This window comes from Amycolatopsis roodepoortensis, assembly GCF_014873915.1.
GTDB classification, from domain to species: domain Bacteria; phylum Actinomycetota; class Actinomycetes; order Mycobacteriales; family Pseudonocardiaceae; genus Amycolatopsis; species Amycolatopsis roodepoortensis.
The window spans coordinates 1827062-1851261 of record NZ_JADBEJ010000005.1 but is presented as its reverse complement, the minus strand read 5'-3'; the positions used below and the strand labels follow the sequence as shown (position 1 = coordinate 1851261).

At 69.8% G+C, this 24200-nt stretch carries 24 protein-coding genes; 14 read left to right on the top strand and 10 right to left on the bottom strand.

The genetic code is table 11. The annotated features are described in order from the left end of the window. Positions 1-70: 70 nt before the first annotated feature. On the bottom strand, positions 71-787 hold the full coding sequence (gene lexA / locus H4W30_RS28040) for a transcriptional repressor LexA (RefSeq protein WP_037343289.1): 717 nt from the start codon (positions 785-787) through the stop codon (positions 71-73). Between the two features lie 318 nt (positions 788-1105). Between lexA and H4W30_RS43850 the strand changes: the two genes are divergently transcribed. The 4 genes from H4W30_RS43850 (at position 1106) to H4W30_RS28020 (ending at position 5968) form a co-directional block, all read left to right on the top strand. Next, a complete protein-coding gene (locus tag H4W30_RS43850; RefSeq protein ID WP_225949892.1) occupies positions 1106-1600 on the top strand; it encodes a LysM peptidoglycan-binding domain-containing protein in 495 nt (164 codons plus the stop codon). A gap of 297 nt (positions 1601-1897) precedes the next feature. Further along, complete coding sequence (gene nrdR / locus H4W30_RS28030) at positions 1898-2386, top strand: transcriptional regulator NrdR (RefSeq protein ID WP_034311932.1); 489 nt, start codon at positions 1898-1900, stop codon at positions 2384-2386. A gap of 34 nt (positions 2387-2420) precedes the next feature. After that, the gene (locus H4W30_RS28025) at positions 2421-5237 is read left to right on the top strand and encodes a vitamin B12-dependent ribonucleotide reductase (RefSeq protein ID WP_192745555.1); all 2817 of its coding nucleotides are present in this window, start codon (positions 2421-2423) and stop codon (positions 5235-5237) included. An 80-nt stretch (positions 5238-5317) separates the two neighbouring features. Further along, positions 5318-5968, top strand: a complete 651-nt coding sequence (locus H4W30_RS28020) for a hypothetical protein (RefSeq protein ID WP_192745554.1) — start codon at positions 5318-5320, stop codon at positions 5966-5968. Here the strand turns inward: H4W30_RS28020 and H4W30_RS28015 are convergent. The 3 genes from H4W30_RS28015 to H4W30_RS28005 are packed head-to-tail and all read right to left on the bottom strand — an operon-like array spanning position 5956 to position 8019. Next, positions 5956-6312 (bottom strand): DoxX family protein, encoded by a 357-nt coding sequence (locus H4W30_RS28015; protein WP_192745553.1) that lies wholly within the window; start codon positions 6310-6312, stop codon positions 5956-5958. The genes H4W30_RS28020 and H4W30_RS28015 overlap by 13 nt on opposite strands. 39 nt (positions 6313-6351) lie before the next feature. Next, complete coding sequence (locus tag H4W30_RS28010; RefSeq protein WP_192745552.1) at positions 6352-7401, bottom strand: DUF2293 domain-containing protein; 1050 nt, start codon at positions 7399-7401, stop codon at positions 6352-6354. Positions 7402-7419: 18 nt separating this feature from the next. Beyond that, positions 7420-8019: a CGNR zinc finger domain-containing protein gene (locus H4W30_RS28005; protein WP_192745551.1), complete on the bottom strand. Its 600-nt coding sequence runs from the start codon at positions 8017-8019 to the stop codon at positions 7420-7422. Positions 8020-8074: 55 nt separating this feature from the next. Between H4W30_RS28005 and H4W30_RS28000 the strand changes: the two genes are divergently transcribed. Further along, a complete protein-coding gene (locus H4W30_RS28000) occupies positions 8075-8473 on the top strand; it encodes an SRPBCC domain-containing protein (protein WP_192745550.1) in 399 nt (132 codons plus the stop codon). Here H4W30_RS28000 and H4W30_RS27995 read toward each other — a convergent pair whose 3' ends face one another. Beyond that, positions 8474-9058 carry a TetR/AcrR family transcriptional regulator gene (locus H4W30_RS27995; RefSeq protein WP_192745549.1) on the bottom strand — a complete coding sequence of 195 codons (585 nt, stop codon included), beginning with the start codon at positions 9056-9058 and terminating at the stop codon, positions 8474-8476. It lies immediately after the preceding gene. A gap of 93 nt (positions 9059-9151) precedes the next feature. Here H4W30_RS27995 and H4W30_RS27990 point away from each other — a divergent pair, with 93 nt between their 5' ends. Together H4W30_RS27990 and H4W30_RS27985 are read left to right on the top strand one after the other, a co-directional pair. Beyond that, on the top strand, positions 9152-9799 hold the full coding sequence (locus tag H4W30_RS27990) for an FMN-dependent NADH-azoreductase (RefSeq protein ID WP_192745548.1): 648 nt from the start codon (positions 9152-9154) through the stop codon (positions 9797-9799). Continuing rightward, a complete protein-coding gene (locus H4W30_RS27985; protein ID WP_192745547.1) occupies positions 9799-10113 on the top strand; it encodes a DMT family transporter in 315 nt (104 codons plus the stop codon). The genes H4W30_RS27990 and H4W30_RS27985 overlap by 1 nt, the downstream gene beginning before the upstream one ends. A 46-nt stretch (positions 10114-10159) precedes the next feature. Here the strand turns inward: H4W30_RS27985 and H4W30_RS27980 are convergent, their stop codons facing one another. Beyond that, positions 10160-12166 carry a prolyl oligopeptidase family serine peptidase gene (locus H4W30_RS27980; RefSeq protein ID WP_192745546.1) on the bottom strand — a complete coding sequence of 669 codons (2007 nt, stop codon included), beginning with the start codon at positions 12164-12166 and terminating at the stop codon, positions 10160-10162. An 85-nt stretch (positions 12167-12251) separates the two neighbouring features. Here H4W30_RS27980 and H4W30_RS27975 point away from each other — a divergent pair, with 85 nt between their 5' ends. From H4W30_RS27975 to H4W30_RS27965, 3 genes are read left to right on the top strand one after another with little or no spacing between them, the layout of a single operon-like run. Beyond that, a complete protein-coding gene (locus H4W30_RS27975; protein WP_192745545.1) occupies positions 12252-13172 on the top strand; it encodes a neutral zinc metallopeptidase in 921 nt (306 codons plus the stop codon). Next, positions 13169-13651, top strand: a complete 483-nt coding sequence (locus H4W30_RS27970; RefSeq protein WP_192745544.1) for a hypothetical protein — start codon at positions 13169-13171, stop codon at positions 13649-13651. The genes H4W30_RS27975 and H4W30_RS27970 overlap by 4 nt, the downstream gene beginning before the upstream one ends. Before the next feature lie 47 nt (positions 13652-13698). Beyond that, positions 13699-14130, top strand: coding sequence for a CBS domain-containing protein (locus H4W30_RS27965; RefSeq protein WP_126734901.1), 432 nt, complete (start codon positions 13699-13701; stop codon positions 14128-14130). 60 nt (positions 14131-14190) lie between these two features. Here the strand turns inward: H4W30_RS27965 and H4W30_RS27960 are convergent, their stop codons facing one another. Further along, a complete protein-coding gene (locus H4W30_RS27960; protein ID WP_192745543.1) occupies positions 14191-15756 on the bottom strand; it encodes a DUF4139 domain-containing protein in 1566 nt (521 codons plus the stop codon). 82 nt (positions 15757-15838) lie between these two features. Between H4W30_RS27960 and H4W30_RS27955 the strand changes: the two genes are divergently transcribed. From H4W30_RS27955 to H4W30_RS27945, 3 genes are all read left to right on the top strand, one after another. Beyond that, on the top strand, positions 15839-17650 hold the full coding sequence (locus tag H4W30_RS27955) for a Xaa-Pro dipeptidyl-peptidase (RefSeq protein ID WP_192745542.1): 1812 nt from the start codon (positions 15839-15841) through the stop codon (positions 17648-17650). 437 nt (positions 17651-18087) lie between these two features. Next, a complete protein-coding gene (locus H4W30_RS27950) occupies positions 18088-18942 on the top strand; it encodes a M23 family metallopeptidase (protein ID WP_192745541.1) in 855 nt (284 codons plus the stop codon). A 148-nt stretch (positions 18943-19090) separates the two neighbouring features. Beyond that, positions 19091-20155 (top strand): DUF4192 domain-containing protein, encoded by a 1065-nt coding sequence (locus H4W30_RS27945; RefSeq protein WP_192745540.1) that lies wholly within the window; start codon positions 19091-19093, stop codon positions 20153-20155. Here the strand turns inward: H4W30_RS27945 and galE are convergent. From galE to H4W30_RS27930, 3 genes are all read right to left on the bottom strand, one after another. Continuing rightward, on the bottom strand, positions 20130-21083 hold the full coding sequence (gene galE, locus H4W30_RS27940) for a UDP-glucose 4-epimerase GalE (protein ID WP_126734984.1): 954 nt from the start codon (positions 21081-21083) through the stop codon (positions 20130-20132). The two genes, H4W30_RS27945 and galE, sit on opposite strands and share 26 nt — an antisense overlap. 237 nt (positions 21084-21320) lie before the next feature. Then, positions 21321-22502, bottom strand: a complete 1182-nt coding sequence (galK, locus tag H4W30_RS27935; RefSeq protein WP_192745539.1) for a galactokinase — start codon at positions 22500-22502, stop codon at positions 21321-21323. Beyond that, positions 22499-23218 carry a metal-dependent transcriptional regulator gene (locus H4W30_RS27930; RefSeq protein WP_126734895.1) on the bottom strand — a complete coding sequence of 240 codons (720 nt, stop codon included), beginning with the start codon at positions 23216-23218 and terminating at the stop codon, positions 22499-22501. Before H4W30_RS27930 ends, galK begins: the two co-directional genes overlap by 4 nt. A 108-nt stretch (positions 23219-23326) precedes the next feature. On the opposite strand from H4W30_RS27930, the gene H4W30_RS27925 reads away from it, so the two are divergent. Continuing rightward, positions 23327-24175 (top strand): sulfurtransferase, encoded by an 849-nt coding sequence (locus H4W30_RS27925; RefSeq protein ID WP_192745538.1) that lies wholly within the window; start codon positions 23327-23329, stop codon positions 24173-24175. Positions 24176-24200: the final 25 nt, after the last annotated feature.

The window sequence follows — 24200 nt, the reverse complement described above, 5'->3', positions numbered from 1 at the left end:
TGGCCTGCCGAAGCTGCCGAGTCTGACCCGGGTCGGGTGACCCGGGATCCCGGCGTGCTCCGGCTCCGGACTACAGCCTGCGAAGAACGGCGACGACCTTGCCGAGGATCGTGGCGTCGTCACCCGGGATGGGCTCGTACGCCTCGTTGTGCGGCATCAGCCAGATGTGGCCGTCCTTGCGCTTGAACGTCTTGACCGTCGCCTCGCCGTCGATCATCGCCGCCACGATCTCGCCCGGATCCGCCGTGGGCTGTTGGCGCACGACGACCCAGTCGCCATCGGTGATGGCGGCGTCGACCATCGAGTCACCGGTGACGCTCAGCAGGAAGAGCTCACCCTCGCCGACGATCTCCCGCGGCAGCGGGAAGACGTCTTCGATCGCCTGCTCCGCCAGCACCGGCCCACCGGCGGCGATCCGGCCGACGAGCGGCACGTACGCGGCCTTCGCGGCGGACTGGGGCTGCTCGACGTCGATGCCCATCGGGTTGTCGTCCGTCGTGGCGAGCACTCCCACCGCACGCGGGCGGTTGGGGTCGCGTCGCAGATAGCCCTTGCGCTGCAGGGCCTGCAACTGGTGCGACACCGACGAAGTGGAGGTCAGCCCGACCGCCTCGCCGATCTCACGCACACTCGGCGGGTAGCCGAACCGGCTCACCCACAGTTTGATCACGTCGAGCACCTGCTGCTGTCGCACGGTCAGGGTCTCGTCCACCTCGTAGACCTCGGGCAAGGCGCGCACCTTGCCCGAGCCCCTAGGCGCGTTCCCCGCCTTGCTCTCCTTAGCCACCGTATCGCTCCTTCATCTCTGCGTCGCCTCCCAGTACGTCCGGTCGCCCGGACCGACTTCGCGTGTCTTCGCCGGTGGCGGACGATCTTCCCCGCCCACGGCACCGGCGGCGTCCGCGCAGCAGACGCCCTGGTCAACGACGTTAGCCCGCCGGGACGACGATTTCAAACATCTGTTCGATGGACACGCCGTGTCGCTCGATTTTTGTCGGTGGGAGGTGGTACACATTCGCACGGGCGTTCGATAGAACGCTTGTTCGATCTTGATCGCCGGGTCCCGGCCCGGTGCGAGCGCAGCAGGAGTTGCGAGGAGGTTCCGATGTCGATTCTGGCCGATCGAGGACTGGTGCGGCCCAGTTCCCCCAGGTCCGTTCCGGCAGGGGTGACCCGGCCCGTGCGGGTGGTGCGGGGCGGGCGTGCCGAGCCCTTGCGCCCGCCGGCCAGGGCGCGGGTCGTGGCGGGCCGCCGTCCCGGTGTCGCCACCGCCTCCCCGGCGTGCCCGGCGCCGCGGCGGCTCCCGCTCAGGTGGCCGTCGCTCGCCGCGATGGCCCTTCTCGTCGCCGGAGTCGTCACCGGATTGGGTCTGTTCTTGGCCGGTGTTCCCGGCGCCGCGGTGCCCGAACGGACCACGACGGTGTCCGTTTCCGCGGGGGACACCCTGACGGAGCTGGCGGCGCGTTTCGCGCCAGGAAGCGACACCGGCGCGGTCGTCGCCAAGATCAAGGAGCTCAACTCCCTGGAAGACGCCGTTCTTGTCCCCGGATTGCCGCTCACGGTGCCGGTCGCGGCCGAGGTGGCGGAAGGCGGGAGGTGATCCTCGTGTCGTTCTCACCCCTCGTGGGTGAGCTCCTCATTCGTGTCTGACGGACCCGGCCGTCGCGCTTGCGCGCGCCCGGACCTCGCCCTAGTCTCCACCGCTATATGTAGTAGTTACATGGCTGTAGTTGGTCCATAGCTTGGGGTAGACTCGGTACCAGTTGTCCACAGCTGGCCGGTGTTCACCCACCGGATGTCCACAGATCGATCCACATGTCGATCTTTCGCCGTTGCGTGGCGGCGGAACGGGCGTCCATTCGGGACCGGCCGGCGCGGAGGGGAAGGTGATCGGCGGATGAGGTGCCCGTTCTGCCGGCATGCGGACTCTCGGGTCGTCGACTCCCGAGAGGTGGATGAGGGTCAGGCGATCCGGCGGAGGCGCTCGTGCGCCGCTTGCGGCCGGCGCTTCACCACTTCGGAGACGATGGTGCTCGCCGTCGTCAAACGATCCGGGGTCACCGAGCAGTTCAGCCGGGACAAGGTGGTCCGGGGGGTGCGCCGCGCCTGCCAGGGCAGGCCGGTCGACGACGACGCGCTGCAGCAGCTCGCGCAGCGGGTCGAGGAGTCGATCCGGTCGGCGGGGCTGGCGGAGATCCCGAGTCACGAGGTCGGCCTGGCGATCCTGGGCCCCCTGCGCGAACTCGACGGCGTCGCCTATCTCCGGTTCGCCAGTGTCTACCGCTCCTTCTCCTCGGTCGAGGACTTCGAGAAGGAGATCTCGGACCTTCGTGAGGCCATGGCTGCCACACCGGACGAGAGCGATCAAGACGCGAAAGACGGCTGATGCCGCCTCCCGCGTGGGAGTGAGGGAAAGACCCATGACCGAGACCGTGGGAACAGGCACCCCGGCCACAACGCGGACGAGCGGGAAGAAGAAGCAGGCGGGCGGGCTCACCGTGCGGCGTGTCTTCACCACCGAGGGCGTCCACCCGTACGACCAGGTCACCTGGGAGAGCCGGGACGTCGTGATGACGAACTGGCGCGATGGGACGGTCAACTTCGAGCAGCGCGGTGTCGAGTTCCCCGGCTTCTGGTCGGTCAACGCGACGAACATCGTCACCAGCAAGTACTTCCGCGGCGCCGTCGGCACACCGCAGCGCGAGCAGAGCCTCAAGCAGCTGATCGACCGTGTCGTCCACTCCTACGTGAACGCCGGCCGCGAACACGGCTACTTCGCGAGCCCCGCCGACGCCGAGGTCTTCGAACACGAGCTGACCTGGATGCTGCTGCACCAGGTGTTCAGCTTCAACTCGCCGGTGTGGTTCAACGTCGGCACGTCGTCGAAGCAGCAGGTCTCGGCGTGTTTCATTCTTTCGGTCGACGACACCATGGAGTCGATCCTCAACTGGTACCGCGAAGAGGGCCTGATCTTCAAGGGCGGCTCCGGCGCAGGCCTGAACCTCTCCCGGATCCGTTCCTCGCGTGAGCTGCTGTCCTCCGGCGGCACCGCGTCCGGTCCGGTCTCGTTCATGCGTGGTGCCGACGCCTCCGCGGGCACCATCAAGTCCGGTGGCGCCACCCGGCGCGCGGCGAAGATGGTCGTGCTCGACGTCGACCACCCGGACGTCGAGGAGTTCGTGCAGACCAAGGCCCGCGAAGAGGAGAAGATCAAGGTCCTCCGCGACGCCGGGTTCGACATGGACCTCTCCGGCTCCGACATCGCCTCCGTCCAGTACCAGAACGCGAACAACTCGGTCCGCGTCTCCGACGAGTTCATGCAGGCCGTCGAGACGGAGGGCGACTTCGGCCTCCGGTCCCGGACGACCGGCGAGGTCATCGACCGGGTCGACGCCAAGAAGCTGTTCCGCACGATCGCGCAGGCCGCCTGGGAATGCGCCGACCCGGGCCTGCAGTACGACGACACGATCAACGACTGGCACACCTGCCCCGAGTCGGGCCGGATCACCGCGTCCAACCCGTGTTCGGAGTACATGCACCTGGACAACTCCAGCTGCAACCTCGCCTCGCTGAACCTGCTCAAGTTCGCCACCGAGGACGGCGGTTTCGACGCGCCGCTGTTCGCGAAGGCCGTCGAGCTGGTCATCACCGCGATGGACATCTCGATCTGCTTCGCCGACTTCCCGACCGAGGCGATCGGCGACACCACCCGTAAGTTCCGTCAGCTGGGCATCGGCTACGCGAACCTCGGCGCCCTGCTGATGGCGCTCGGCCACGCGTACGACTCCGACGGCGGCCGCGCGCTCGCCGCCGCGATCACCTCGCTGATGACCGGCGTCTCGTACCGGCGTTCCGCCGAACTCGCCGCGGTCGTCGGGCCGTACGAGGGTTACGCGCGCAACGCCGAGGCACACCAGCGGGTCATGCGCAAGCACGCCGCCGCCAACGAACTGGTGCGGACCTACCACTCCAACGACGCCGCGGTCCGCGCGCTCGCCACCCAGGAATGGAAGCGCGGGATCGAGCTGGGCGAGACCAGCGGCTGGCGCAACGCGCAGGCGTCGGTGCTCGCTCCCACCGGCACCATCGGCTTCATGATGGACTGCGACACGACCGGTATCGAGCCGGACTTCTCGCTGGTCAAGTTCAAGAAGCTGGTCGGCGGCGGCTCGATGCAGATCGTCAACCAGACCGTCCCGCGCGCCCTGGCCGCGCTCGGTTACCAGGGCGAGCAGATCGAGGCGATCGTCGAGTACATCGCCCAGCACGGTCACGTCGTCGACGCTCCGGGCCTGCGCCAGGAGCACTACGAGGTGTTCGACTGCGCGGTGGGGGAGCGGTCCATCGCCCCGATGGGCCACGTCCGGATGATGGCCGCGGTGCAGCCGTTCCTGTCCGGCGCGATCTCCAAGACGGTCAACATGCCGGAGTCGGCGACCGTCGAAGAGGTCGAGGAGATCTACTTCCAGGGCTGGAAGTACGGCCTCAAGGCGCTCGCGATCTACCGCGACAACTGCAAGGTCGGCCAGCCGCTGTCCACCGGCAAGAAGGAGAAGGCCGAGCCCGAGGCCGAAAAGGTCGTCGAGTACCGGCCGGTCCGCAAGCGCCTGCCGAAGAAGCGCCCGAGCCAGACGGTGTCGTTCACCGTCGGTGGTGCCGAGGGCTACCTGCACGCCGGTTCGTACCCGGACGACGGCCTCGGCGAGATCTTCGTGAAGCTCGGCAAGCAGGGGTCGACCCTCTCGGGCGTGATGGACGCGTTCTCGATGTCGATCTCCGTCGGCCTGCAGCACGGGATCCCGCTGGAGTTCTACGTTTCGAAGTTCTCGAACCTGCGCTTCGAGCCCGCCGGCATGACCGACGACCCCGACATCCGTATCGCCACCAGCGTCATGGACTACCTGTTCCGCAGGCTGGCGCTGGACTACCTGCCCTACGAAAAGCGTGCGCAGCTCGGCATCTTCACCGCCGACGAGCGTTCGGCACAGGTCGAGGCGAACTACGGCACGGCGCCCGCCGCCGAACCGGAGAACGTCGACCTCGACGCCCTTCGGTCCACTGTGGACTCTTCGTCCGCGGAGCCCGCCAAGGTGGCGCATTCGACGGCGGAACTGGTCGAACTGAACCTCGGCACCGCCTCCGACGCGCCGCTCTGCATGACGTGCGGCACCAAGATGCGGCCGGCCGGATCGTGCTACGCCTGTGAAGGGTGCGGCGCCACCTCCGGCTGCAGCTAGCGCTCAGCGAATGTCAGGAAAGGGTCGTTCAGGACGATGTGTGCCCTGAACGACCCTTTCCTGACACTGGAGGCGATTGCGTGACCACCCTCGACCCGTTCGGCACGCTCGGGCAGGCGCTCTGGATCTGCGGCGGCCAGTGGGCGGGAAAGTCCACCGTTTCCCGGATTCTGGCGCACCGCCACGGCATCACCGTCTACCACTACGACTTCCACGACGCCCGCGCCCATCAGGACCGCCGCATCGCTCACCGCGTCCATAATGGACTGCCCGCCGCGGATCCCGACCCGGAGTCCGTCTGGGTGGACACCACGCCCGAGCGGATGGCCGCCGAAACGATCGCCGGTTTCCCGCTGCGGTTCGAATGGGCGCTGGACGATCTGCGCGCGCTGGTCTCCGGGCGCCCGATCCTCGCCGAAGGCTGGGGGCTGCGCCCGGAATTGGTCGCGCCTCTCCTGGATTCACCACGGCGGATGATCGTGCTGGTGCCCACCGACGAGTTCCGCGAGCACCAGCTCCGCGTGCTGCCCCGGGCCGGCTCGGTGGCGCACCGGGTCAGCGACACCGAACGCGCGCAGCGCAACCGGATCGAGCGGGACCGGCTCGTCGCCGACGACGCCGTCCGTACCGCGAAGGATCTCGGCATCCGGGTGCTGGAGATCGACGGCTCACGAGACGCCGAGGCGATCGCGGACGTCGTCGCCGAGCACTTCGGCCCCTACCTGGCCTGAGCGAGATCCAAGACCAGGACGACCGCGGCCAGCGCGAGAAGACCGCCGGGAGCGGCGATGTTGCCGAAGACGCGGGTTCGCACGTGGACGACGACCGCGCCGAGGTAGAACAGGACCAGACCGGCGGCCGCCGCGGTGCCGAGGTATGGCACCCCGAGCAGGCCGAGGATGAGGCCCGCCGCGCCCGCGGCCTTCACCAACCCCAGGGGTATGAGCCAAGAGCGGGGTACGCCGACGGCGGCGGAGTTCTTGAGGACGAACGGGGCATACGCGAAATCGGCGATCGCGGCCCCTGCGGTGAGCACGATCGTCACGAGCGCCACGATGAGATATGCGGTGAACATGCCCCCTGGACGAGGCCGGCGCCCGGAATGTGACAGCGGTCAGGAACGCCAGCGTTCGAGCACCGCGTCGATGGCGGGACGGATGCGGTCGCGGGCGGCCTGCCGCTCCACGCCCGCCATGAGGAGGTCGTCGTACTCGGTGTCCAGATGCCGGATCGAGGCGACGACGGCGAGGAACACCGCGCGCTCGGCCAGTTCCCGCCCGGCGGCGGAGCGGCCCACCCGGCCACTGCCGCGCTGGCCCGCGTGTTCGGCGATGGCGCGTGCCCGCTCCGGTGGGCAGCCGGGGAACATCTCCGTGATCGCGGTGTGGAATCGGGCGGTGAACTCGACGTCCTCGTGGGCGCGGCGTTCGCGATCCCGGCTGCGGCGGCGTTCCCGGACGTCCTCGTCGGCGAGGCATTGTTCCTCGGCGCCGCGCAGTGCCGCTTCCTCGACCAGGAGCCCTTGCCGCTCACTGCGCTTCCGTGACCGGTTGAAGCGGACGACCACGGCGGAAAGCCGGCTCGCCTTCTTCGCCCGGCGGGTCAGGGCGGTGTCGCCGGCGGGGAGGAAGACCAGGTGACCGAGGTCGGCGCAGTCGAGGCAATGCGGCTTTTCGTTCTCCATGAACAGCAGGTCGCCGGTGCCGTCGCAGTCGGCGCACGTCCAGTCCTTCAATGCCACGGAGACGACGAGATCCGGCGCTTTTTGTTGCCGGGCGAGCACTTGCGCACGTTTGGCCTCGGACAGTCCCGGCATGAGCCACTGCGTCCGGAACAGCGGTTCGAGACCGGCCAGTTCGCCCGAGGTCACCCGGAGGACCGCCCGGTCGCGGGTCGCGCCGACATGCTCGATCTCCGAGCTTTCGAGGGCCTTTTCCCGCGTCCACCGGTGAAGCGCGCCTAGGGCGAAGTCCAGTTTCTCGGCGCTCACCGGCAAGGCGGTGGACAGGTCGGGGATCCGGCCCTGCTGCCAGCTCTTCAGAACGTTCTCCGGCAGCCAGCCGATGCCGGTCAGGACGTCGAGCGCGGTCACCGATTTCCGTTTGGACAGCAGCTTTTCCGCCGCCTCCACGACGCGCTGTTCCAGTTTCGCCTCACCTTGCATCGCCGGGAATCGTAGCGATCAGGTGGTCTCGGTCCGCGCGCGGTACGCCCTGATCTTGGCGCGGTTGCCGCAGCGCTCCATCGAGCACCAGCGGCGGTTGCCCGAGCGGGAGGTGTCGAAGAACAGCAGGTGGCAGTCGTCGGCGGAGCATTCGCGGACACGGCCGGACCGCTCGCCCGCGACGAGACCGATGGCGTCGCGGGCAACGGCGCCGAGGAGCTGTTTCCCGGTGACGGGCGGCGCCCAGGCGAGCCGCCGTGTCCCCGGGTCGACGAGCGGCCTCGGGGTTTCCGCGGTTCCGCTGTTCAGGAGGGCGAGGTCGTCCTCCGACGGCGCTTCGCCGCGGGCGAGGGCGGGCGCGACGCGGTAGAGGGCGCCCCGGAGTTCCTTGAGCGCCGCGAGTTCGGCGGGCCGGATCCGGACGTCGGTCAGGGGAGCGGTCAGCGCCAGCCGGGAGCCGGTGAACCATTCGGCGAGGTCGGACGGCGTGTGCGCGATTTCGTAGCGCTCGTACGGGCCGGGGCCGCCGGTCAGCATGAGTTCGAGGCTGAGACTGCCCGGATCGAACCGGTACCGCTCACCCTGGGCGTTGACGAGCAGTCTTGTTCCCGGAGTCATGTAACCACTATAGTCGGTTTCAGAAACCAGGTAAGACGGTTACGGCGGAGGCGTGATGGTCGGCAAGACGAAGGACGCGGGCTGGGAGATCGGCGTGTACAAGACGGTGGCGTATCCGCTGGAACAGGTGTGGGAGTACCTCTCGGGTCCTGGCCTGGCGACCTGGCTGGGTGACGTGCGGCTGGAGTCGGAGAAGGGTGCGCCGTACGAGACGGCCGACGGCACCGTCGGCGAGGTCCGCGGCTACCGCGAGCAGGAGAAGATCCGCCTCACCTGGCGCCCGAAGGACTGGGATCACGAGAGCACGGTCCAGGTGGGGCTCCGTCCGGCCGGGCCGGGCAAGACGGTCGTGGTCTTCCATCAGGAACGGCTCGCCGGCCCGGAAGAGCGCGCCGCGCAGCGTGAGCACTGGCAGGCCGTCATGAAGCTGGTCGTCGACGGTCTCGCCGGCTGATCAGGAGAGCGTTCGCCGGGCGAGCTCGGCCAGGGTGTCGATGATCCGTTCGGCGCTCAGGCCGAGTTCGCCTGTTTGATGGAGAAAGACATCCGCGGCGAGTGGTGCCAGCAGGATGTCGGCGAGCGCGTCCGGATCTTTCGCTCCCGCCTGCTCGGCGAGATGCCGGACATGGGTGCGCCACAGCCGGTACGGCCCGCTGGTGAAGCGCGAATGCCCGACCTCGGTGCCGAGGACGAGATGCGCGTGCCGGGCGAGCAGTCCGATCATCGCCGCGTAGAACGCGGCCAGCCGCTCGGCGGGCGGCGCGCCGGGTCCCAGTGGGGGAGGGCCGGTGAGCAGCCGCTCCTGTAATTCCCGCTCGTGTTCGTCCAGCAGGGCGACGGCGATCGCCGAGCGGTCCGGGTAGCGGCGGTACAGCGTCGCCCGGCCGACCCCGGCGGCTTGGGCGATGTCCTCCATGGTGACGTCCGCGGCGGGGCGCGCCGCGAAGAGCTCTTCGGCGGCCTTCAGGATCTTCGCTCGGTTGCGGGCGGCGTCCGAGCGTTCCCGTCCCTGGCCGGTCGCGAGGAGATCTTCTGGCATGTCCGCAGCCTAGGGAATATCCGGACGCGGCGTCCACTTGTACCCGGCGAAGCAAGTGGACGCCGTGTCCACTTCCTGGTCCGGGAGGCCCCGATGAGCCACCTTCTCCACCTCGACTCCAGTGCCCGCAGCGCGTCCTTCTCCCGTGAGCTGAGTGCTCGTTTCGCTGAGGTCTGGCGCGCCGCGAACCCGGGCGCGGGCTACACCTACCGCGACGTCGCCGCCGACCCGGTGCCGCCGATCGGCCAGGCCTGGACCGAGATCTGCGACGCCCTCCTCCAGGCCGGGATCACCGATCCGGCCGGCTACGCCTCGGTGGTGAAGACGCCGGAGCAGCGCGAGGCCTGGGCGGTCATCGAGCCGCTGCTGGCCGAACTGCTCGCCGCCGACGTCGTGCTGATCGGCGCGCCGATGTACAACTTCTCGATCCCCGCGACGCTCAAGCTGTGGATCGACCAGGTCACATTCCCGAAGATGTCCTTGGCGGGCAAGGCTTTCGTGGTGGCGGGAGCGCGGGGCGGCAGCTACCTGCCCGGCACGCCACGCGAGCCGTTCGACCACCACGAGCGCTACCTGCGCGACTTCTTCGCCGGGCACTACGACGTCCGGGACGTCACGTTCCTGAACTCCGAACTGACGAACGCCCTCGTCGATCCGGGGCTGAGCCCGCGCGATCCCGAGCGGATCGCGTCGCGGGAGCAGGCGCTCCTCGGTGCCGAAAAGGCCGGAAGGGAAGCCTGATGGGCTGGGGAATCCTGCTGCTGGCGGGAGCCGTCGAGGTCGCCTGGTCGCAGAGCATCAAACCGACGGAGAACTTCACCCGGTTCTGGCCGACCGTGCTGTGCTTCGTCCTCGGTGTCGCCGCGGTCTACCTGCTGTCGAAGGCGATGGACACGCTCCCCGTCGGCACCGCGTATGCCGTCTTCACCGGTATCGGCGCGGTGGGCGCCATCGTGTTCGGCATCGTGATCCACAAGGACCCGCTCAGCTTCGGCCGGTTCGCCGCGATGGCGTTGATCGTCGGCGGGGTCGTGCTGGCGAAGGTCGCGGAGTGACCTCGGGAAGGGGACTTTCCCGCCGGAAAGTCCCCTTCCCGTCGGGTCAGGCGAGCTTCTCCCACAGGAATTCGAGCATCAGCGCCCATTTGTGCGCCAGCTGCTCGTTGTCGGCGGCCGCGCCGTGGCCGCCCTCGATGTTCTCGTGGTACCGCACGTCGTGCCCCTGCTCCAGCATCCGCGCGACCATCTTGCGGGCATGCGCGGGATGCACGCGGTCGTCCCGCGTGGACGTGACGAACAGGACCGGCGGGTATCCGCCGTCAGCACGGACGTTCTGGTACGGCGAGTACTTCCCGATGAAGTCCCATTCCGCCGGGTCGTCGGGGTCGCCGTACTCGGCCATCCACGACGCGCCGGCGAGGAGCTTGTGGTACCGCTTCATGTCCAGCAGCGGCACCTGGCTCACGATCGCGCCGAACAGGTGCGGATAACGCGTCAGCATGACCCCCATCAGCAGCCCGCCGTTGCTGCCGCCCTGGATGCCGAGGCGCGCGGGCTCGCTGATGCCGCGCTCGACGAGGTCGGCGGCGACGGCAGAGAAGTCCTCGTACACCTTGTACCGCTTGGCTTTCGTCACCGAGGTGTGCCAGTCCGGCCCGTACTCGCCGCCGCCGCGGATGTTCGCGACGACGTACGTGCCGCCGCGCGAGAGCCAGCCACGGCCGATGACGCCGCTGTAGCCGGGAGTCAGCGAGACCTCGAAGCCGCCGTAGCCGGTCAGCAGCGTCGGCCCGCCTTCGGCACCGGAGGGACGTACGACGAAGTACGGGATCTTCGTGCCGTCTTCGGACGTCGCGAAGTACTGCGAAACCGTCATTCCTTCGCTGTCGAAGAAAGCGGGAGCGCGCTTGAGAACTTCGACGTCGCCTCCGACGTGCCCGTAGCTCAACGTCGACGGCTGGGTGTAGCCGCTGGAGTCGAGCAGGTACTCGTCGCTGACGTCGGGGTCGGTGCCGGTGATCTGCGCGGTGCCCAGTTCCGGGGCGCCGGCGAGCGGCCGCGAGGCCCAGCCGTCGGACGGCGTGAGCACGCGCAGTTCGGTCCGGACGTCGGACAGGGTCGAGAGCAGCAGGTGGTTGTGCGTCCACACCCAGTACTCCAGGGACGTGTGCGCGTCCGGCGTGAACAGGATCGTGAAAGTGCGCTCGCCCGCCATGAACGCGTCGAACCCGGCGGCGAGCAGAGCGCCGGAGGGGTACGTCGTGCCTTCGACTGTCCAGTCCGAGCGAAGCCGGATCAGCAGCCACTCGCGGTGGGAAGACGTCTGCGCGTCTTCGGGGACCTCGATGCGGTCGAGCCCGGCGGCCGTCCGGACATACCTTTCCGTGCGGTAGAAGTCGATCGACCGGTAGACGAAGTCACGCTCCCAGCCTTCGGTCGGGTCGTGGTGGGCGGAGACCGAGACGTCGTCCGCCTTGCCCTCGAAGACCACCGTCGCCTCTTCGAGCGGGGTGCCGCGCCGCCATTCCTTCGCCAGCCTCGGATAGCCCGAATCGGTCAGCGTCCCCGGACCGAAATCGGTGCCGACGTAGACGCGGTCGCGGTCGATCCAGCCGATCCTGGTCTTGGCTTCGGGCACGAAGAAGCCGTCTTCGACGAAGCGGCGCTCGCCGAGATCGAACTCGCGGACGACGGTCGCGTCGGCACCGCCCCGCGACAGCTCGACCAGCGCGCGGTCATAACCCGGCCGGAGGACGGCCGCGCCCTGCCACACCCAGTTCTCGCCCTCGGCCTCGGCCAGCGCGTCGACATCGAGGAGGAGCTCCCACTCCGGCGTGTCGAGCCGGTACTGCTCCAGGGTGGTGCGGCGCCACAGGCCGCGGGGGTTGGCCGAGTCCTGCCAGAAGTTGTACAGGTATTCGCCGCGGCGCCGGATGTACGGGATGCGGTCGTCGGCGTCGAGGACCTCGCGGACCTCGTCACGGATCCCGGCGAACCGCTCGCCACCCGCCAGCTCCGCCAGCGCCTCCGCGTTGCGGGCTCGCACCCAGTCCAGCGCCTTCTCGCCGGTCACGTCTTCCAGCCACAGGTACGGGTCCTCGTCGCTCATGCACACAGTCTCGCCGGGTGCCGCATCCCGGCGCCACCAGGTGTGGCATTCCGTATGCTGTGGACTCGCACGTTTGGGGGACACCATGACCGGCACCGACGAGGTACCCAGACCGTTCGCGCCTTCGCCACCTCGCCGGAACCCGGGGGCCGCCGTGGTCGGTCTGCTCATCGTCGCGGCACTGACCGGCACCGGTATGGCGATGGCGGGGGGACCGCGGACGGTCGACGGCCGAGCCCTCCCCGTGCCCGGCGCGTACACCTCGGAAGTGGCCAAGGCGCCGGCCGGGAACGCGAAGCCCGCGCCCAAGGAGGTGCGGGAACTCGAGACGAACCCGCTACTGGCGGACGGGGTCGCGCTCGGCGCGGTCACGTGCCGTCTGCCCGCGATCAGCCGCGAACCCGCGAAGCTGGAGACGTACTACAAGACGTTCGTGGCGTGTCTCGCCGAAGCCTGGAAACCCGCGCTGGGCCAGGCGAACGAGCCCGCGCTGCCGGTGACCGTGCAGGTGACGCTGCCCGAGACCAGCGCCTGCGGGAAGGCGCCAGGCGAGAACGAGGCCGTCGCCTATTACTGCGGTGGTGACACCACGATCTACGCGCCGACCCAGTGGATGCTGGGCGACGCGGGCCTCGAGCGGTCCCGTCACCTCGCGACGATGGCCCACGAGTACGGGCACCACGTCCAGCGGTCCAGCGGGATCCTGTCGGCCGCCGCGGAGAAGATGTCGTCGCCGAACGAGGACAGCCCGGCCGACAAGGAACTGGTGCGCCGCATCGAACTGCAGGCGAACTGCTTCGGCGCGCTCGCCCTCGCCGCCGCCGCGGGACGCGGGTCGATCAGCAGGGCACTGGCCGACGCCGCCCTCGACGACTACGGCCGCGCCGACGACAGCGACACCCACGGCAGCCGTCGTAACCAGCTGAAATGGGCGAAGGCCGGGTACTCCGGCAAGACGACGTCAGCGTGCAACACCTGGGCGGCCCCGGCCTCGGACGTCAAATGACCGACGAAGTGATGACCGAGATCAACACCGGCCTCCAGCTGCACATCTCCGGTGACCGCGCCGGCGCGCGCGAGAAGTTCGCGGAGCTGTGGGAACGGATCGGCGAGGACGGCGACCCGCTGCACCGGTGCGCGCTCGCGCACTACATGGCCGATGTCCAGGATGATCCGGCCGAGGAACTCGCCTGGGATCTGCGCGCCCTCGCGGCGGCGGATTCGCTCACCGACGAACGCGCCAAGGAGTACCACGCGACGCTCGCCGTGCGCGGGTTCTACCCGTCGCTGCACCTGAACCTCGCCGAGGACTACCGCAAACTCGGTGATCACGAGTCCGCGAAGGCCCAGTGGGAGCTCGGGCGGCGCACTCTCGGCGCGCTCGGCGACGACCCGTACGGCACCGGGATCATCCAGGCGTACGAAGCGCTCGCGACCAGGCTCGGTCTCGAACCGGACTCTCCGGACTTTCGCGCAGGGCGGTGAAGCCATAACCTGGAGTGACTCAGGTCACCCATCCGGGAGGAGCGCGTATGCGGATTTCCGATCTGTTGCGGACCAAGGGGGCGGCCGTCGCGACCGTCTCGCCGGAGACGAACGTCACCGAACTGCTCGAAAGACTGGCGGAGCACAACGTCGGCGCGCTGGTGGTCGTCGACGCCGACGGCGCGATCGTCGGGATCGTCTCCGAACGGGACGTGGTGCGACGGCTCAACGAGCGCGGACCCCAGCTGCTCGACGGATCGGTGTCCGCGATCATGACGAAGATGGTCGCGAGCTGCACCCCCGAGGACTCGGTCGATCAGCTTTCGGTCCTGATGACCGAACGCCGCATCCGGCACGTCCCGGTCGTGGTGGACGGCAGGCTCGCGGGGATCGTGAGCATCGGCGACGTCGTGAAGACCCGGATGGAGCAACTGGAGAAGAGCCAGGAACAGCTGGAGGCGTACATCTCGCAGGGCTGACCGGCTCGTGAGTGGTAAGGACGGTTAGAACCGTCCTTACCACTCACGAGGCGCCTGGGGTTACTCGCGCCACCCCGACAGCTCGATCCCCTTCGCGACGTCCACCCGGTACCCGAGGGTCACGACGCTCTTCGCGCCGGGAGCGAGCGTCAGCCGCCAGGTGAACTCGCCCAGCTCCGTCCGCTCCACCGGCTCCGGCGTGGTGCGCACGTCCCGGACGGTGATCGCGTCGTCCCGGGAGACCGGCGCCTGATCCAGCACGGTCACGACCGCTTCGCGCGGGCTGTGGTTGACGATCGTCGTGGTGTAGGCGGCTTCCCGCTTGCGGACCCCGGACAGCGTCGCCTTGCTCGCCGTGCGGTGCGTGAGCTCGCGCTCGACCCGGATCCGGTCGTCCACGCCGAGGGCGAGTTCGACTTCCTCACCCGGCGCCCAGACGTCCAGCCGGGTGGTGCCGACGAACTCCGTCTCGTGGAACACCGACGCCTTCCCCGGCCGCAGCGTGTGCTCCGAAGTGTTGACCACGGTCGCCCGCAGGAACGCCTCCGGCGACACCACCGGAGCGGTGACGTAGCCCAGTTTCGCGGTCAGCTCCAGCTGCGCGAGCGTCGTGCGGTGACCCTGCGCCCCCGAGGGGACCGCCACCGGGCGGCCCGGCCGGTAGGTGACCGCGGTGGTGCCCTGTTCGACGGACGCGGTCCGCGCCGCCATCGCGGGCGCCCCGGGAGCCGGCATGCCCACAGACTCCGGGATCCCGCCGCCCGCGGGCGACGCGCCGCCGTACGCCATCCGTGCCATCGACGGCTTGTACTCCGGCACGCGGTCGAGGAACCACGGATCGAGTTCCGGCACCTCCACGGTGTTCGCCGGCCGCGCGGTGGAGAGCGCCAGCTCGCATTCGGGCCAGTCCTCGCCGGTGTGCTGGGTGATCCGCCCGTACCAGGTCAGCGAGACGTCCTCGCCGCGGACGCGGACGTCGTAACCCGGCTCCCAGCTCGCGTTCGCGACCACATAGGACAGTTCGAGGCCGATCTCGGCGCCGTCCTCCTGGGACTCCAGCTCGACCGTGACCGTCGCACTGTCCACTTCGGACGTTCCTTGTTTCGCCTCGATCTCGCGGTCGAGCGCCTTGAGATCGTCACGGAGCCGGGCGAGGCGGATGCCGAGTTCGCGGCGCTTTCCCAGCGCTTCGGCCAGCTGCGTGCCGAGCGCGTCGGTGACTTCGGCGACCCGGGGCGGTTCGGCCGTACCCGCCGCGAGCGCCTTCGCGAAACTCTTGCCGCTGCGTGCCGCCAGCCCGGTCAGCAGATCGACCTTCGCGGTCTCCGCGGCGACGGCGTCCGCGACCTCGTCGACCGCCGCCTGATCGGCGCGCCGCTGCTCGGTCAGGGCGCGCAGCGAGGCGTCCGCGGGCGCGGGATGGCGCTCGACGGCGACGTCGACCCCGGCGATGACCGCCGGGCCGGAACCGGTGACGCGGACCGAGTCGGTGTCCAGGTTCCACGGCAGGCCGGCGAAGGCGAAGCGCGTTTCGCCGTCGAGGACAGCCGAAGCCCGCCTGGTGATCCGGGCGTGGTGCGGGTAGACGGTGACGGCGACGATCGGTGCTTCGAGAGTGCTCGGCATGCCTCCGACGTTAGTCTCTTGACACCCGTTCGGGTGGCCGGAAACCTCAGCTGGGTCTTGCCCGCCCGCCATTGGGGGTCCTGTGAGAGTCGCCAGGCTCGCTGCCCTGTTCACCGCCGTCCTGGTCCTTCCGGCGACGGCGTTGCCCGCTCAAGCCGACGCGCCGCCGGCACCGGTCTTCAAGGACGGCCAAGCCCAGCCGGTGTTCGACCCGGCGGACGTCATCCGGGAGAACGTCTGGGTCACCGCGCCGGTCGACAGCGACCGTGACGGCAAGGACGACCTCGTGCACGCGGAGGTCGTGCGGCCCCGCGCGACGCAGCAGGGCATGAAGGCCCCGGTCGTCTATCAGGCGAGCCCGTACTACGCGGGCGGCAACGACGTCGCGAACCACAACGTCGACGTCGAGCTGTACGTGCCCGGCGCGAAGCGTCCCCCGGCGGGTCCGCGGATCGCGACGAAGACCGTCGGCCCGAACCCGCTGCCGATCAGCTGGCGCTACCAGGACTACTTCACCGCCCGCGGGTTCGCCGTGGTGTACGGGGAGTCGCTCGGCAGCGGCCAGTCCACCGGCTGCCCGAGCAGCGGCGACGTCAACGAGACCATCGGCGCGAAGTCCATTGTGGACTGGCTGAACGGCCGCGCGACGGCACGGGACGCGGCGGGCAAGGCCGCGGTCGCGGACTGGAGCACCGGCAAGACCGGCATGATGGGCGTGTCCTACAACGGGACGCTGCCCAACGCGGTGGCCAGCACGGGCGTGGAAGGGCTGGAGACGATCGTCCCGATCGCGGCGATCTCCAGCTGGTACGACTACTACCGCAACGACGGCGCCGTCGTCGCGGCGGGCGGGTTCCAGGGCGAGGACGCGGACGTGCTCGCGGACTACGTCTACACCCGCGAGGATCGCGCCGTCTGCCGTCCGCTGATCGACGGCATCGCGGTCGACCAGGACCGGGTGACCGGTGACTACAGCCCCTTCTGGGACGCGCGGAACTACCGCAACGACGTGAACAAGGTGCGGGCCTCGGTGCTCGTGGTGCACGGCCTCGGCGACTGGAACGTCAAGACCGACCAGGGCACCCGCTGGTACGAAATGCTCAAGGCGCGCGGTGTCGAGCACAAGATATGGCTGCACCAGTCCGGGCACTCCGATCCGTACAGCCTCCGCCGTGACGTCTGGCTCGCCACGCTGAACAAGTGGATGTCGCACTACCTCTACGACGTGGACAACGGCATCGAGCGCGAGCCGAAGGCCACCATCCAGCGTGAGGACAAGTCGTGGGTGGACGAGCCGGAGTGGCCGCTGCCCGGCACTCAGGACGTGAAGCTCTACCCGTGGCCCGGCGGCTCTTCGAAGGGCAAGCTCGACACGCGCAACCCCGTTCCGGGCAAGGCCGCCGTCGAGACGCTGGCGGACGACGCGAGCAAGACGATCGAACAGCTGGCGGCCGCGGCCTCGTCGGGCAACCGGCTGCTGTACTCGACCACCGCGGCGAAGCAGCCTGTGCGGCTTTCCGGAACCGTGAAGACCGACCTGTCGCTGTCCTTCGACAAGCCGGCCGCGAACGTGACCGCCGTACTCCTCGACCGCGCCCCGGACGGGACGGCGAAGGTGATCACCCGCGGCTGGACCGACCCGCAGAACCGGCGCGACCCCGCCCGCACCGACCCGATCACCCCCGGTGAGAACTACAAGGTCGAGGTGGAACTGGTCGCCAAGGACTACCTGCTCGCGGCCGGGCACAAGATCGAGTTCCTGGTGGCCTCCAGCGACCACGACTACACGCTCCGGCCGAAGCCGGGCGCCGGAGTCTCGGTCGAGCTGAACCGCAGTTCGCTGGTGCTGCCGGTGGCGGGCGGCAAGCCCGCGCTGCGCGCCGCCTTCGGCTGAGCGATGTCCGTGAAGGCCTCCTTCCTTACCTTGAGGGTAGGGAAGGAGGCCTTCACTACCTTCACGCCGCGGCCGCGGCGGAGGGCGTGTCGCGAAAGCCACATTCGCAACCTCCAGCGTTGCGAAAGTGGCTTTCGCAACGTCACACCGCGGCCATCCACCCCGGCCAGAATCCACTGGGTAACCAAGCCCCGGACGACACGGAACACGCACGGCCGACAACGGGCATGCCCTGGGTCCTTGCCTGCCCGACAGCCTCGCAGGCGTCGCGAAAGCCACTTTCGGGACACCTGATGTCCCGAAAGTGGCTTTCGCGACACGCGGTGCGGGCGCGCGCCCGCCGGAAAACCCCGACCCGACCTCGGGCTTGTACGGAAAATGTATTTCCTCCGGCTTTGCTTCGGGCCGTCCGGCTTCCCCACCTGATGGAGGTCTCCATGTCCAGGTTGCGCCGTTTCGCAGTGCTCGCCGCGGCCGCCGTCATCCCCGCGCTCGGCCTGACCCTCGCCGGTACGACGCAGGCGTCGGCCGCCCCGAACTTCCAGGTCCCGTTCAAATGCGGCGTCACGGTCACGGCGGCGACGTTCAGCGGGCACAGCCCGGCCAACTCGGTCGACTTCCAGAAGTCGGGTATCACCGGGATGCCGGTGCTGGCGTCGGCGGGCGGCACCGTCACCCGCGTCGCCAACGAGGGCAGCACGAGCTACGGGCGCTGGGTCGAGATCGACCACGGCAGCGGCTGGCGTACCCGGTACGCGCATCTGTCGACCCAGTCGGTTTCGGTCGGCCAGGCCGTCAGCCTCGGCAAGCAGATAGGCACGGCCGGGGCGACCGGCGGCGTGACCGGTCCCCACCTGCACTTCGAACAGCGGCTCAACGGGGTCGCGCAGAAGGTGGTGCTGCACGGGGTCGCGGTGCCGTACTACGGCCACACCAACTTCACCAGCAAGAACTCGTGCGGCGGCAACCCGTACTCGGCCACCGAGGTGTGCGGCAGCGGGTTCTCGGTCGTCGACTCGCAGGCGCTCGCGAACGGGTCTGGCACCGCGTACCTGCTCTACAACGCGTCGACCAAGGCCAACTGCGTCACCACGCTGAAGGCGGTTTCGCTCGGTACCGCTTCGCCGGTTTCGGCGTTCCTCGAAGTCCAGGGTTCGGCCCGCGTGACCGACTCCGGCAGCTTCACCTACTACGCCGGGCCGGTGAAGAAGACGGCCGCCGCGACCTGCGTCAAGTGGGGCGGCTCGGTCGGGTCGAACACCTACGAGAGCCCGTTCGAACACTGCGGCTGATCCCGCGGGGCCGGGCACTGTAGACCACCCCACCGACAGGACCGGCGTCCCCGCGCCCGGCCCGCGGCGGTTGTCCACAACGGTCCCGGCTGTCCACAGATTGTCGTGCCCCCACCCGGCGGCCCCATTCCCGCCGCAAGGTGGGGGCATGACCACATCCACTCCGACCGGCAGGACCAAGGTCGATCTGACGGATCCGGCGGACCTGCTCGCCGCGATCCCGTACCTCCTCGGCTTCCATCCCGAGGACTCCGTCGTCGTCTTCGGCCTGCGCGGCCCGGGACGCATGCAGCAGGGCCTCGTCATGCGAGCGGATCTGCCGCCGCCCGGCCTGGAACACGACGAGGCCCGTGAACTCGCGGTCAGGCTCGCCGTGACCGGCCATACCGGTGCCACCGTCGCGGTGATCGGCGGTGGCACCGCGAACAAGGCCGGGCGGCCGCCACACCGCCGGTTCGTCCGGCGCCTGGAAGCCGTGCTGGCCGAGTACGAGATCTCGCTGAAGCATTCGGTATGGGCGTCGCGGATCGCCGCCGGCGTGCGCTGGGGCTGCTACCGGGAAAAGACCTGTGGTGGTCTCCTGCCGGACCCGCGCGACTCGGTGGCCGCCGCGGTCGTCACCGGTGCCGGGCAGATCACCCACGCGAGCCGGGACGAGCTCGAGCGCCTCTTCGATCCCGTCGCGCCGGAGACGCTCGCCCGGCGTGCCGATCTCCTCACCAGGATGGCCGACCCGCCGTGGCGAGGCCGGGATCCCGTCCAGGCGGGAGTCGCCGAGGTGAACGCCGCGCTCACCCGGGCGGACGAAGGCGACCTGGCGATCACCGACGACCAGGCCGTCCGGCTGGCCTGGGCGCTTTCCCTGGTCGAGGTCCGGGACGCCTGTGTGCTCACCGCCGCGCCGGCGGACTCACGGCTCGCCCGCGCCGCGGAGGAGCTCTGGCTCACCCTGGCCAGGGAAATCCCGGCGCCCGAAATGGCCGAGGCACTCGCCCTGAAGGCGCACGCCGCCTATGTCCGGGGAGACCTGGCGACCGCCGGGATCGCCTTGGCCAGGGCCACCGAAGCCGACCCCGATCACGGGCTGGCGAGGCTGCTGACCGCGGCCCTGCACGCGATGGTGGAGCCGTCCGAGCTGTCCGGAGCGGTCCTGCGGCAGCGAGCCGGAGGACCGCCCGAGATCGGCCTCAGGCGTTCCGGCGGGACCGGGTGAACGCCCAGGCGTCGGCGACGATGCCGTCGAGGTCGGTGCGCTCGGGCTTCCAGCCGAGTTCGTCCCCGGCCCGCTCGCTGGAGGCCACCAGCACCGACGGGTCGCCCGCCCGGCGCGGAGCGACCGCGGCGGGGATCTCGTGACCGGTGGTGCGGCGGCACGCCTCGATCACCTCGAGCACCGAGAAACCGGTGCCACTGCCGAGGTTGTAGATGCGGTGTTCGCCTTCGGCCGCGTGGCGGAGGGCCAGCTGGTGCGCGTCGGCGAGGTCGACCACGTGGATGTAGTCGCGGATGGCGGTGCCGTCCGCGGTCGGGTAGTCGTCACCGAAGATCTGGATCCGCTCGCGGTCCCCGGTGGCGACCTGGAGCACGAGGGGGATCAGGTGGGTTTCGGTGGTGTGCCGCTCGCCGAAGGAGCCGTAGGCGCCGGCGACGTTGAAGTAGCGCAGGCTGACGGCGGCGATGCCGTGGGCACGCGAGAACGAGGTGATCGCGTGGTCGATGGCCAGCTTCGTCGCGCCATAGGTGTTGGTCGGCTGGGTCGGCGCCGTCTCCGGGATCGGGGAGGACTCGGGCTCGCCGTAGGTGGCCGCGGTGGAGGAGAACACCAGCCGCTTCGTGCCGTGGTCGCGCATCGCTTCGAGCAGGCGGAGCGAGGTCAGGACGTTGCCTTCCCAGTACTTCGCCGGATCCGTCATCGACTCGCCGACCAGCGACTTGGCGGCGAAGTGGAGCACACCGTCGAAGCCGTCGCCGAGCAGCCGCCGGGCGACCTCGGCCGCGTCGCCTTCGACGAAGGTGGCGTCCGGGTGCACCGCGTCGGCGTGCCCGGTGGAGAGGTCGTCGACCACGGTGACGTCGTGCCCGGCCTCGACGAGGCGGGCCGCGCAGACGCTGCCCACATAACCGGCTCCGCCCGTCACCATCAGCTTCAGGGTCTTGGTCGGTTCGTCGGTCACGTTCGCGCCTTTCTGCTGCGGATGCGGTCGCGGCTCAGTGTCCTCGCCCCCGCGCACCGGCCGCGCCCCGGGGTGCGGGTGCGGTCTGAGGGAACCGGCCTCGGCGTGTTACGCCTTCAAACACGCGTGTCCCGCGCCTGGACACGCGAATCACGCCAAAGCGGCCTTCGTGGCACGCCTCGGCGTCACGGGGCAGACCCCTGGCTAGAGCTCGTCGCGGCCCGCGCCGCGCGAAGGCACGGCGGTGAACAGCCTGGGGTGGCGCAGATCCGCCGCTTCGTACGCGGCCTTCACCGCTCGCCCGACGGCGTCCACATCGGACTCGCGGACCAGCGCGATCGCCGAACCGCCGAAGCCGCCACCGGTCATCCGCGCGCCGAGCGCCCCGGCTTCGCGGGCCGAATCGACGGCGAGGTCGAGTTCGCGGGTGGAGATCCGGTAGTCGTCGCGCATGCTCGCGTGCGAGGCGTCCAGATGCGGGCCGATCTCGGTGATGCGGCCCGCCCGCAGCAGGTCCACGGTGTCGAGGACGCGCTGGTTCTCCGCCACCACGTGGCGTACGAGCGGCACGAGTTCGTCGGGCAGCTTGCCGAGCGCGGCGTCGAGGCCGTCGACGTCGATATCCCTCAGCGCTTTCACTTCGAGCAGTTCCGCGGCGCGTTCACAGCCCCGGCGGCGTTCGCCGTAGCCGCCCTCGGCGTGCGAATGCTTCGTGCGGGTGTCCATGATCAGGATCCGGACGCCGGATTCCTCCAGCGGGAACGGCACCTGTTCCATCTCGCCGGAGCGGACGTCGAGGAACAGCACGTTCGATTCCGTGCAGCACAGGGAGGCGGTCTGGTCCAGCAAGCCGGTCGGCGCCCCGACGAAGTCGTTCTCCGAACGCTGCACCCAGCGGGCCACTTCGTGCAGGCTCGGCGAACCCCCGCCGGTGCCCGGAGTGATACCCGCCAGCCCCAGCAGGGCGAGCGCGACGGCGCATTCGAGAGCGTGGGAGGAGGACAAGCCGGCCCCGGAGGGCACGTTGCCCGCGATGGTCACGTCCGCGCCGCCGCCGAGGCCCTGGTCACGCAGGACCCACGCGACCCCCGCCGGGTACGCGGCCCACCCTTCGACCGAGCCGGGCCGCAGGTCGGCGACCGTGAGCGGGCCGGATTCCTGGACCCTGCCGTCCGAGCCGAGGGTGGCCACGGTCAGCACACCGTCCTCGCGCGGCGTCGCCGCGGCGGCGAGCCGGTGCGGGAGGGCGAAGGGCAGCACGAAACCGTCGTTGTAGTCGGTGTGCTCACCGATCAGGTTCACCCGGCCCGGTGCGGACCAGACTCCGGCCGGAGCCCGGCCGTGGAGAGCCTGGAAGGTCTCCGCGGCGTCGGACGCGGCGCTCACCTGGCCTGCGCCAGCACGGCGTGCAGCGCCGACACGGGAACCTGCGCGGTGCTGCTCCCGCCGGTGACCTCGATGGTGCCGCCGGGTGCGGTCTTGCCGACCTTGACCCGGCTGCCGGGCACGATGCCGACCGACTTGAGCTCCGTCATCAGCGTCTCGTCCAGCTGCACGTGCTCGGCGATGCGGCGGATCTCGACCTCGCCGCCACCCATGCGGGCGAACTCGTCGAGCCGCACGAGGTCGGCTTCGGCGGGCGGAGCGGGTTCGCCGTCGCCGAGCTTGTCGAGCCCCGGGATCGGGTTGCCGTAGGGCGACGTGGTGGGGTGGTCGAGCAGCTTGACCAGCTTGCGCTCGACGGCCTCGCTCATCACGTGTTCCCAGCGGCAGGCCTCGTTGTGGACGTGCTCCCACTCCAGGCCGATGACGTCGACCAGGAGGCGCTCGGCCAGCCGGTGCTTGCGCATGACCGCGATGGCGAGTTCGCGACCGTGCTCGGTCAGCTGCAGATGCCTGTCGTCCGCGACCACGACCAGTCCGTCGCGCTCCATCCTGGCGACGGTCTGGCTCACGGTCGGGCCGCTCTGCTGCAGCCGCTCCGCGATCCGGGCCCGCAGCGGGACGACACCTTCTTCTTCGAGCTCGTAGATGGTACGCAAGTACATCTCTGTGGTGTCGATGAGATCGTTCACGCTGTCCCCTTCGTCCGCGTTGCTCATCGTAGTCGCTGGCACCGACAGCGACGCAGGCGTGGGGAGAACAAGCACCGAGGCGGGAAAAGTCCCCCAAGCTGGGCAGGGAGCCCTGACGCACGGAAAGATGGGCCCATGCGCCCCATGATCACCACCAGCGAACTCGCCGCGCGGCTCTCCGGGCCGGAATCGGCACGCTCCGTAGTGCTCGACGTCCGCTGGCGGCTCGCCGGCCCGCCCGGCGCCGATTCCTACCGTGAGGCGCATCTCCCGGGCGCGGTGTACGTCGACCTCGACACGGCGCTCGCCGGGGAGCCGGGCGACGGCGGCCGTCATCCGCTTCCCGAACCGGAGACGCTGCAGCGGCATCTGCGAGCGGCCGGGGTCAGCGCCGGTCACCCGGTCGTGGTCTACGACGACGCCGACGGTTCGGTCGCGGCCAGGGCGTGGTGGTTGCTGCGCTGGGCCGGGCACGCCGAGGTCGCCGTGCTGGACGGCGGGTTCGCGGCGTGGACCGAGGAGGAGCGCCCCGTCACCGACGAGGTCCCCTCGCCCGAGGAGGGGGACATCGTCGTGAAACCCGGCGGCATGCCGGTGCTGGACGCGGCCGGGGCGGCCGCGCTCGCCAGGGACGGCTTGCTTTTCGACGCGCGGGCGAGGCCGAGGTACGCGGGGGAGACCGAACCGATCGACCCGCGCGCCGGGCACATCCCCGGCGCGGTCAACGCACCCTTCTCCGGGCATGTCGGGGAAGACGGGCGCTGGCGCGACGCCTCGGAACTGGCCGAGCGGTTCGAAGGTCTCGGCGTGAGCCCGGAGACCCCGGTCGGTGTCTACTGTGGATCGGGCGTCACCGCCTCGTCCGTCGTGCTCGCGCTGGAGGTCGTCGGCCATCCGGAGCCGGCGGCGTTGTACGCGGGTTCGTGGTCGCACTGGTCGCGCGATCCGGAGCGACCGGTGGCCACCGGGGATCTGCCCGGCTGACCCGCGGGCGTCCGGAACGACGCAC

Bases quoted from the DNA above. Each gene is read 5' to 3' on its own strand.
- galE (WP_126734984.1), bottom strand. From the start codon at position 21,083: ATGGTGACGGGCGGAGCCGGTTATGTGGGCAGCGTCTGCGCGGCCCGC.
- H4W30_RS27930 (WP_126734895.1), bottom strand. From the start codon at position 23,218: ATGAGCAACGCGGACGAAGGGGACAGCGTGAACGATCTCATCGACACC.
- H4W30_RS27980 (WP_192745546.1), bottom strand. From the start codon at position 12,166: ATGAGCGACGAGGACCCGTACCTGTGGCTGGAAGACGTGACCGGCGAG.
- H4W30_RS27945 (WP_192745540.1), top strand. From the start codon at position 19,091: ATGACCACATCCACTCCGACCGGCAGGACCAAGGTCGATCTGACGGAT.
- H4W30_RS27985 (WP_192745547.1), top strand. From the start codon at position 9,799: ATGGGCTGGGGAATCCTGCTGCTGGCGGGAGCCGTCGAGGTCGCCTGG.
- H4W30_RS27995 (WP_192745549.1), bottom strand. From the start codon at position 9,058: ATGCCAGAAGATCTCCTCGCGACCGGCCAGGGACGGGAACGCTCGGAC.
- H4W30_RS27990 (WP_192745548.1), top strand. From the start codon at position 9,152: ATGAGCCACCTTCTCCACCTCGACTCCAGTGCCCGCAGCGCGTCCTTC.
- H4W30_RS28015 (WP_192745553.1), bottom strand. From the start codon at position 6,312: ATGTTCACCGCATATCTCATCGTGGCGCTCGTGACGATCGTGCTCACC.
- H4W30_RS27970 (WP_192745544.1), top strand. From the start codon at position 13,169: ATGACCGACGAAGTGATGACCGAGATCAACACCGGCCTCCAGCTGCAC.
- H4W30_RS27950 (WP_192745541.1), top strand. From the start codon at position 18,088: ATGTCCAGGTTGCGCCGTTTCGCAGTGCTCGCCGCGGCCGCCGTCATC.
- nrdR (WP_034311932.1), top strand. From the start codon at position 1,898: ATGAGGTGCCCGTTCTGCCGGCATGCGGACTCTCGGGTCGTCGACTCC.
- H4W30_RS43850 (WP_225949892.1), top strand. From the start codon at position 1,106: ATGTCGATTCTGGCCGATCGAGGACTGGTGCGGCCCAGTTCCCCCAGG.
- H4W30_RS28025 (WP_192745555.1), top strand. From the start codon at position 2,421: ATGACCGAGACCGTGGGAACAGGCACCCCGGCCACAACGCGGACGAGC.
- H4W30_RS27975 (WP_192745545.1), top strand. From the start codon at position 12,252: ATGACCGGCACCGACGAGGTACCCAGACCGTTCGCGCCTTCGCCACCT.
- H4W30_RS28005 (WP_192745551.1), bottom strand. From the start codon at position 8,019: ATGACTCCGGGAACAAGACTGCTCGTCAACGCCCAGGGTGAGCGGTAC.
- H4W30_RS28010 (WP_192745552.1), bottom strand. From the start codon at position 7,401: ATGCAAGGTGAGGCGAAACTGGAACAGCGCGTCGTGGAGGCGGCGGAA.
- H4W30_RS27960 (WP_192745543.1), bottom strand. From the start codon at position 15,756: ATGCCGAGCACTCTCGAAGCACCGATCGTCGCCGTCACCGTCTACCCG.
- H4W30_RS27965 (WP_126734901.1), top strand. From the start codon at position 13,699: ATGCGGATTTCCGATCTGTTGCGGACCAAGGGGGCGGCCGTCGCGACC.
- H4W30_RS27925 (WP_192745538.1), top strand. From the start codon at position 23,327: ATGCGCCCCATGATCACCACCAGCGAACTCGCCGCGCGGCTCTCCGGG.
- H4W30_RS28000 (WP_192745550.1), top strand. From the start codon at position 8,075: ATGGTCGGCAAGACGAAGGACGCGGGCTGGGAGATCGGCGTGTACAAG.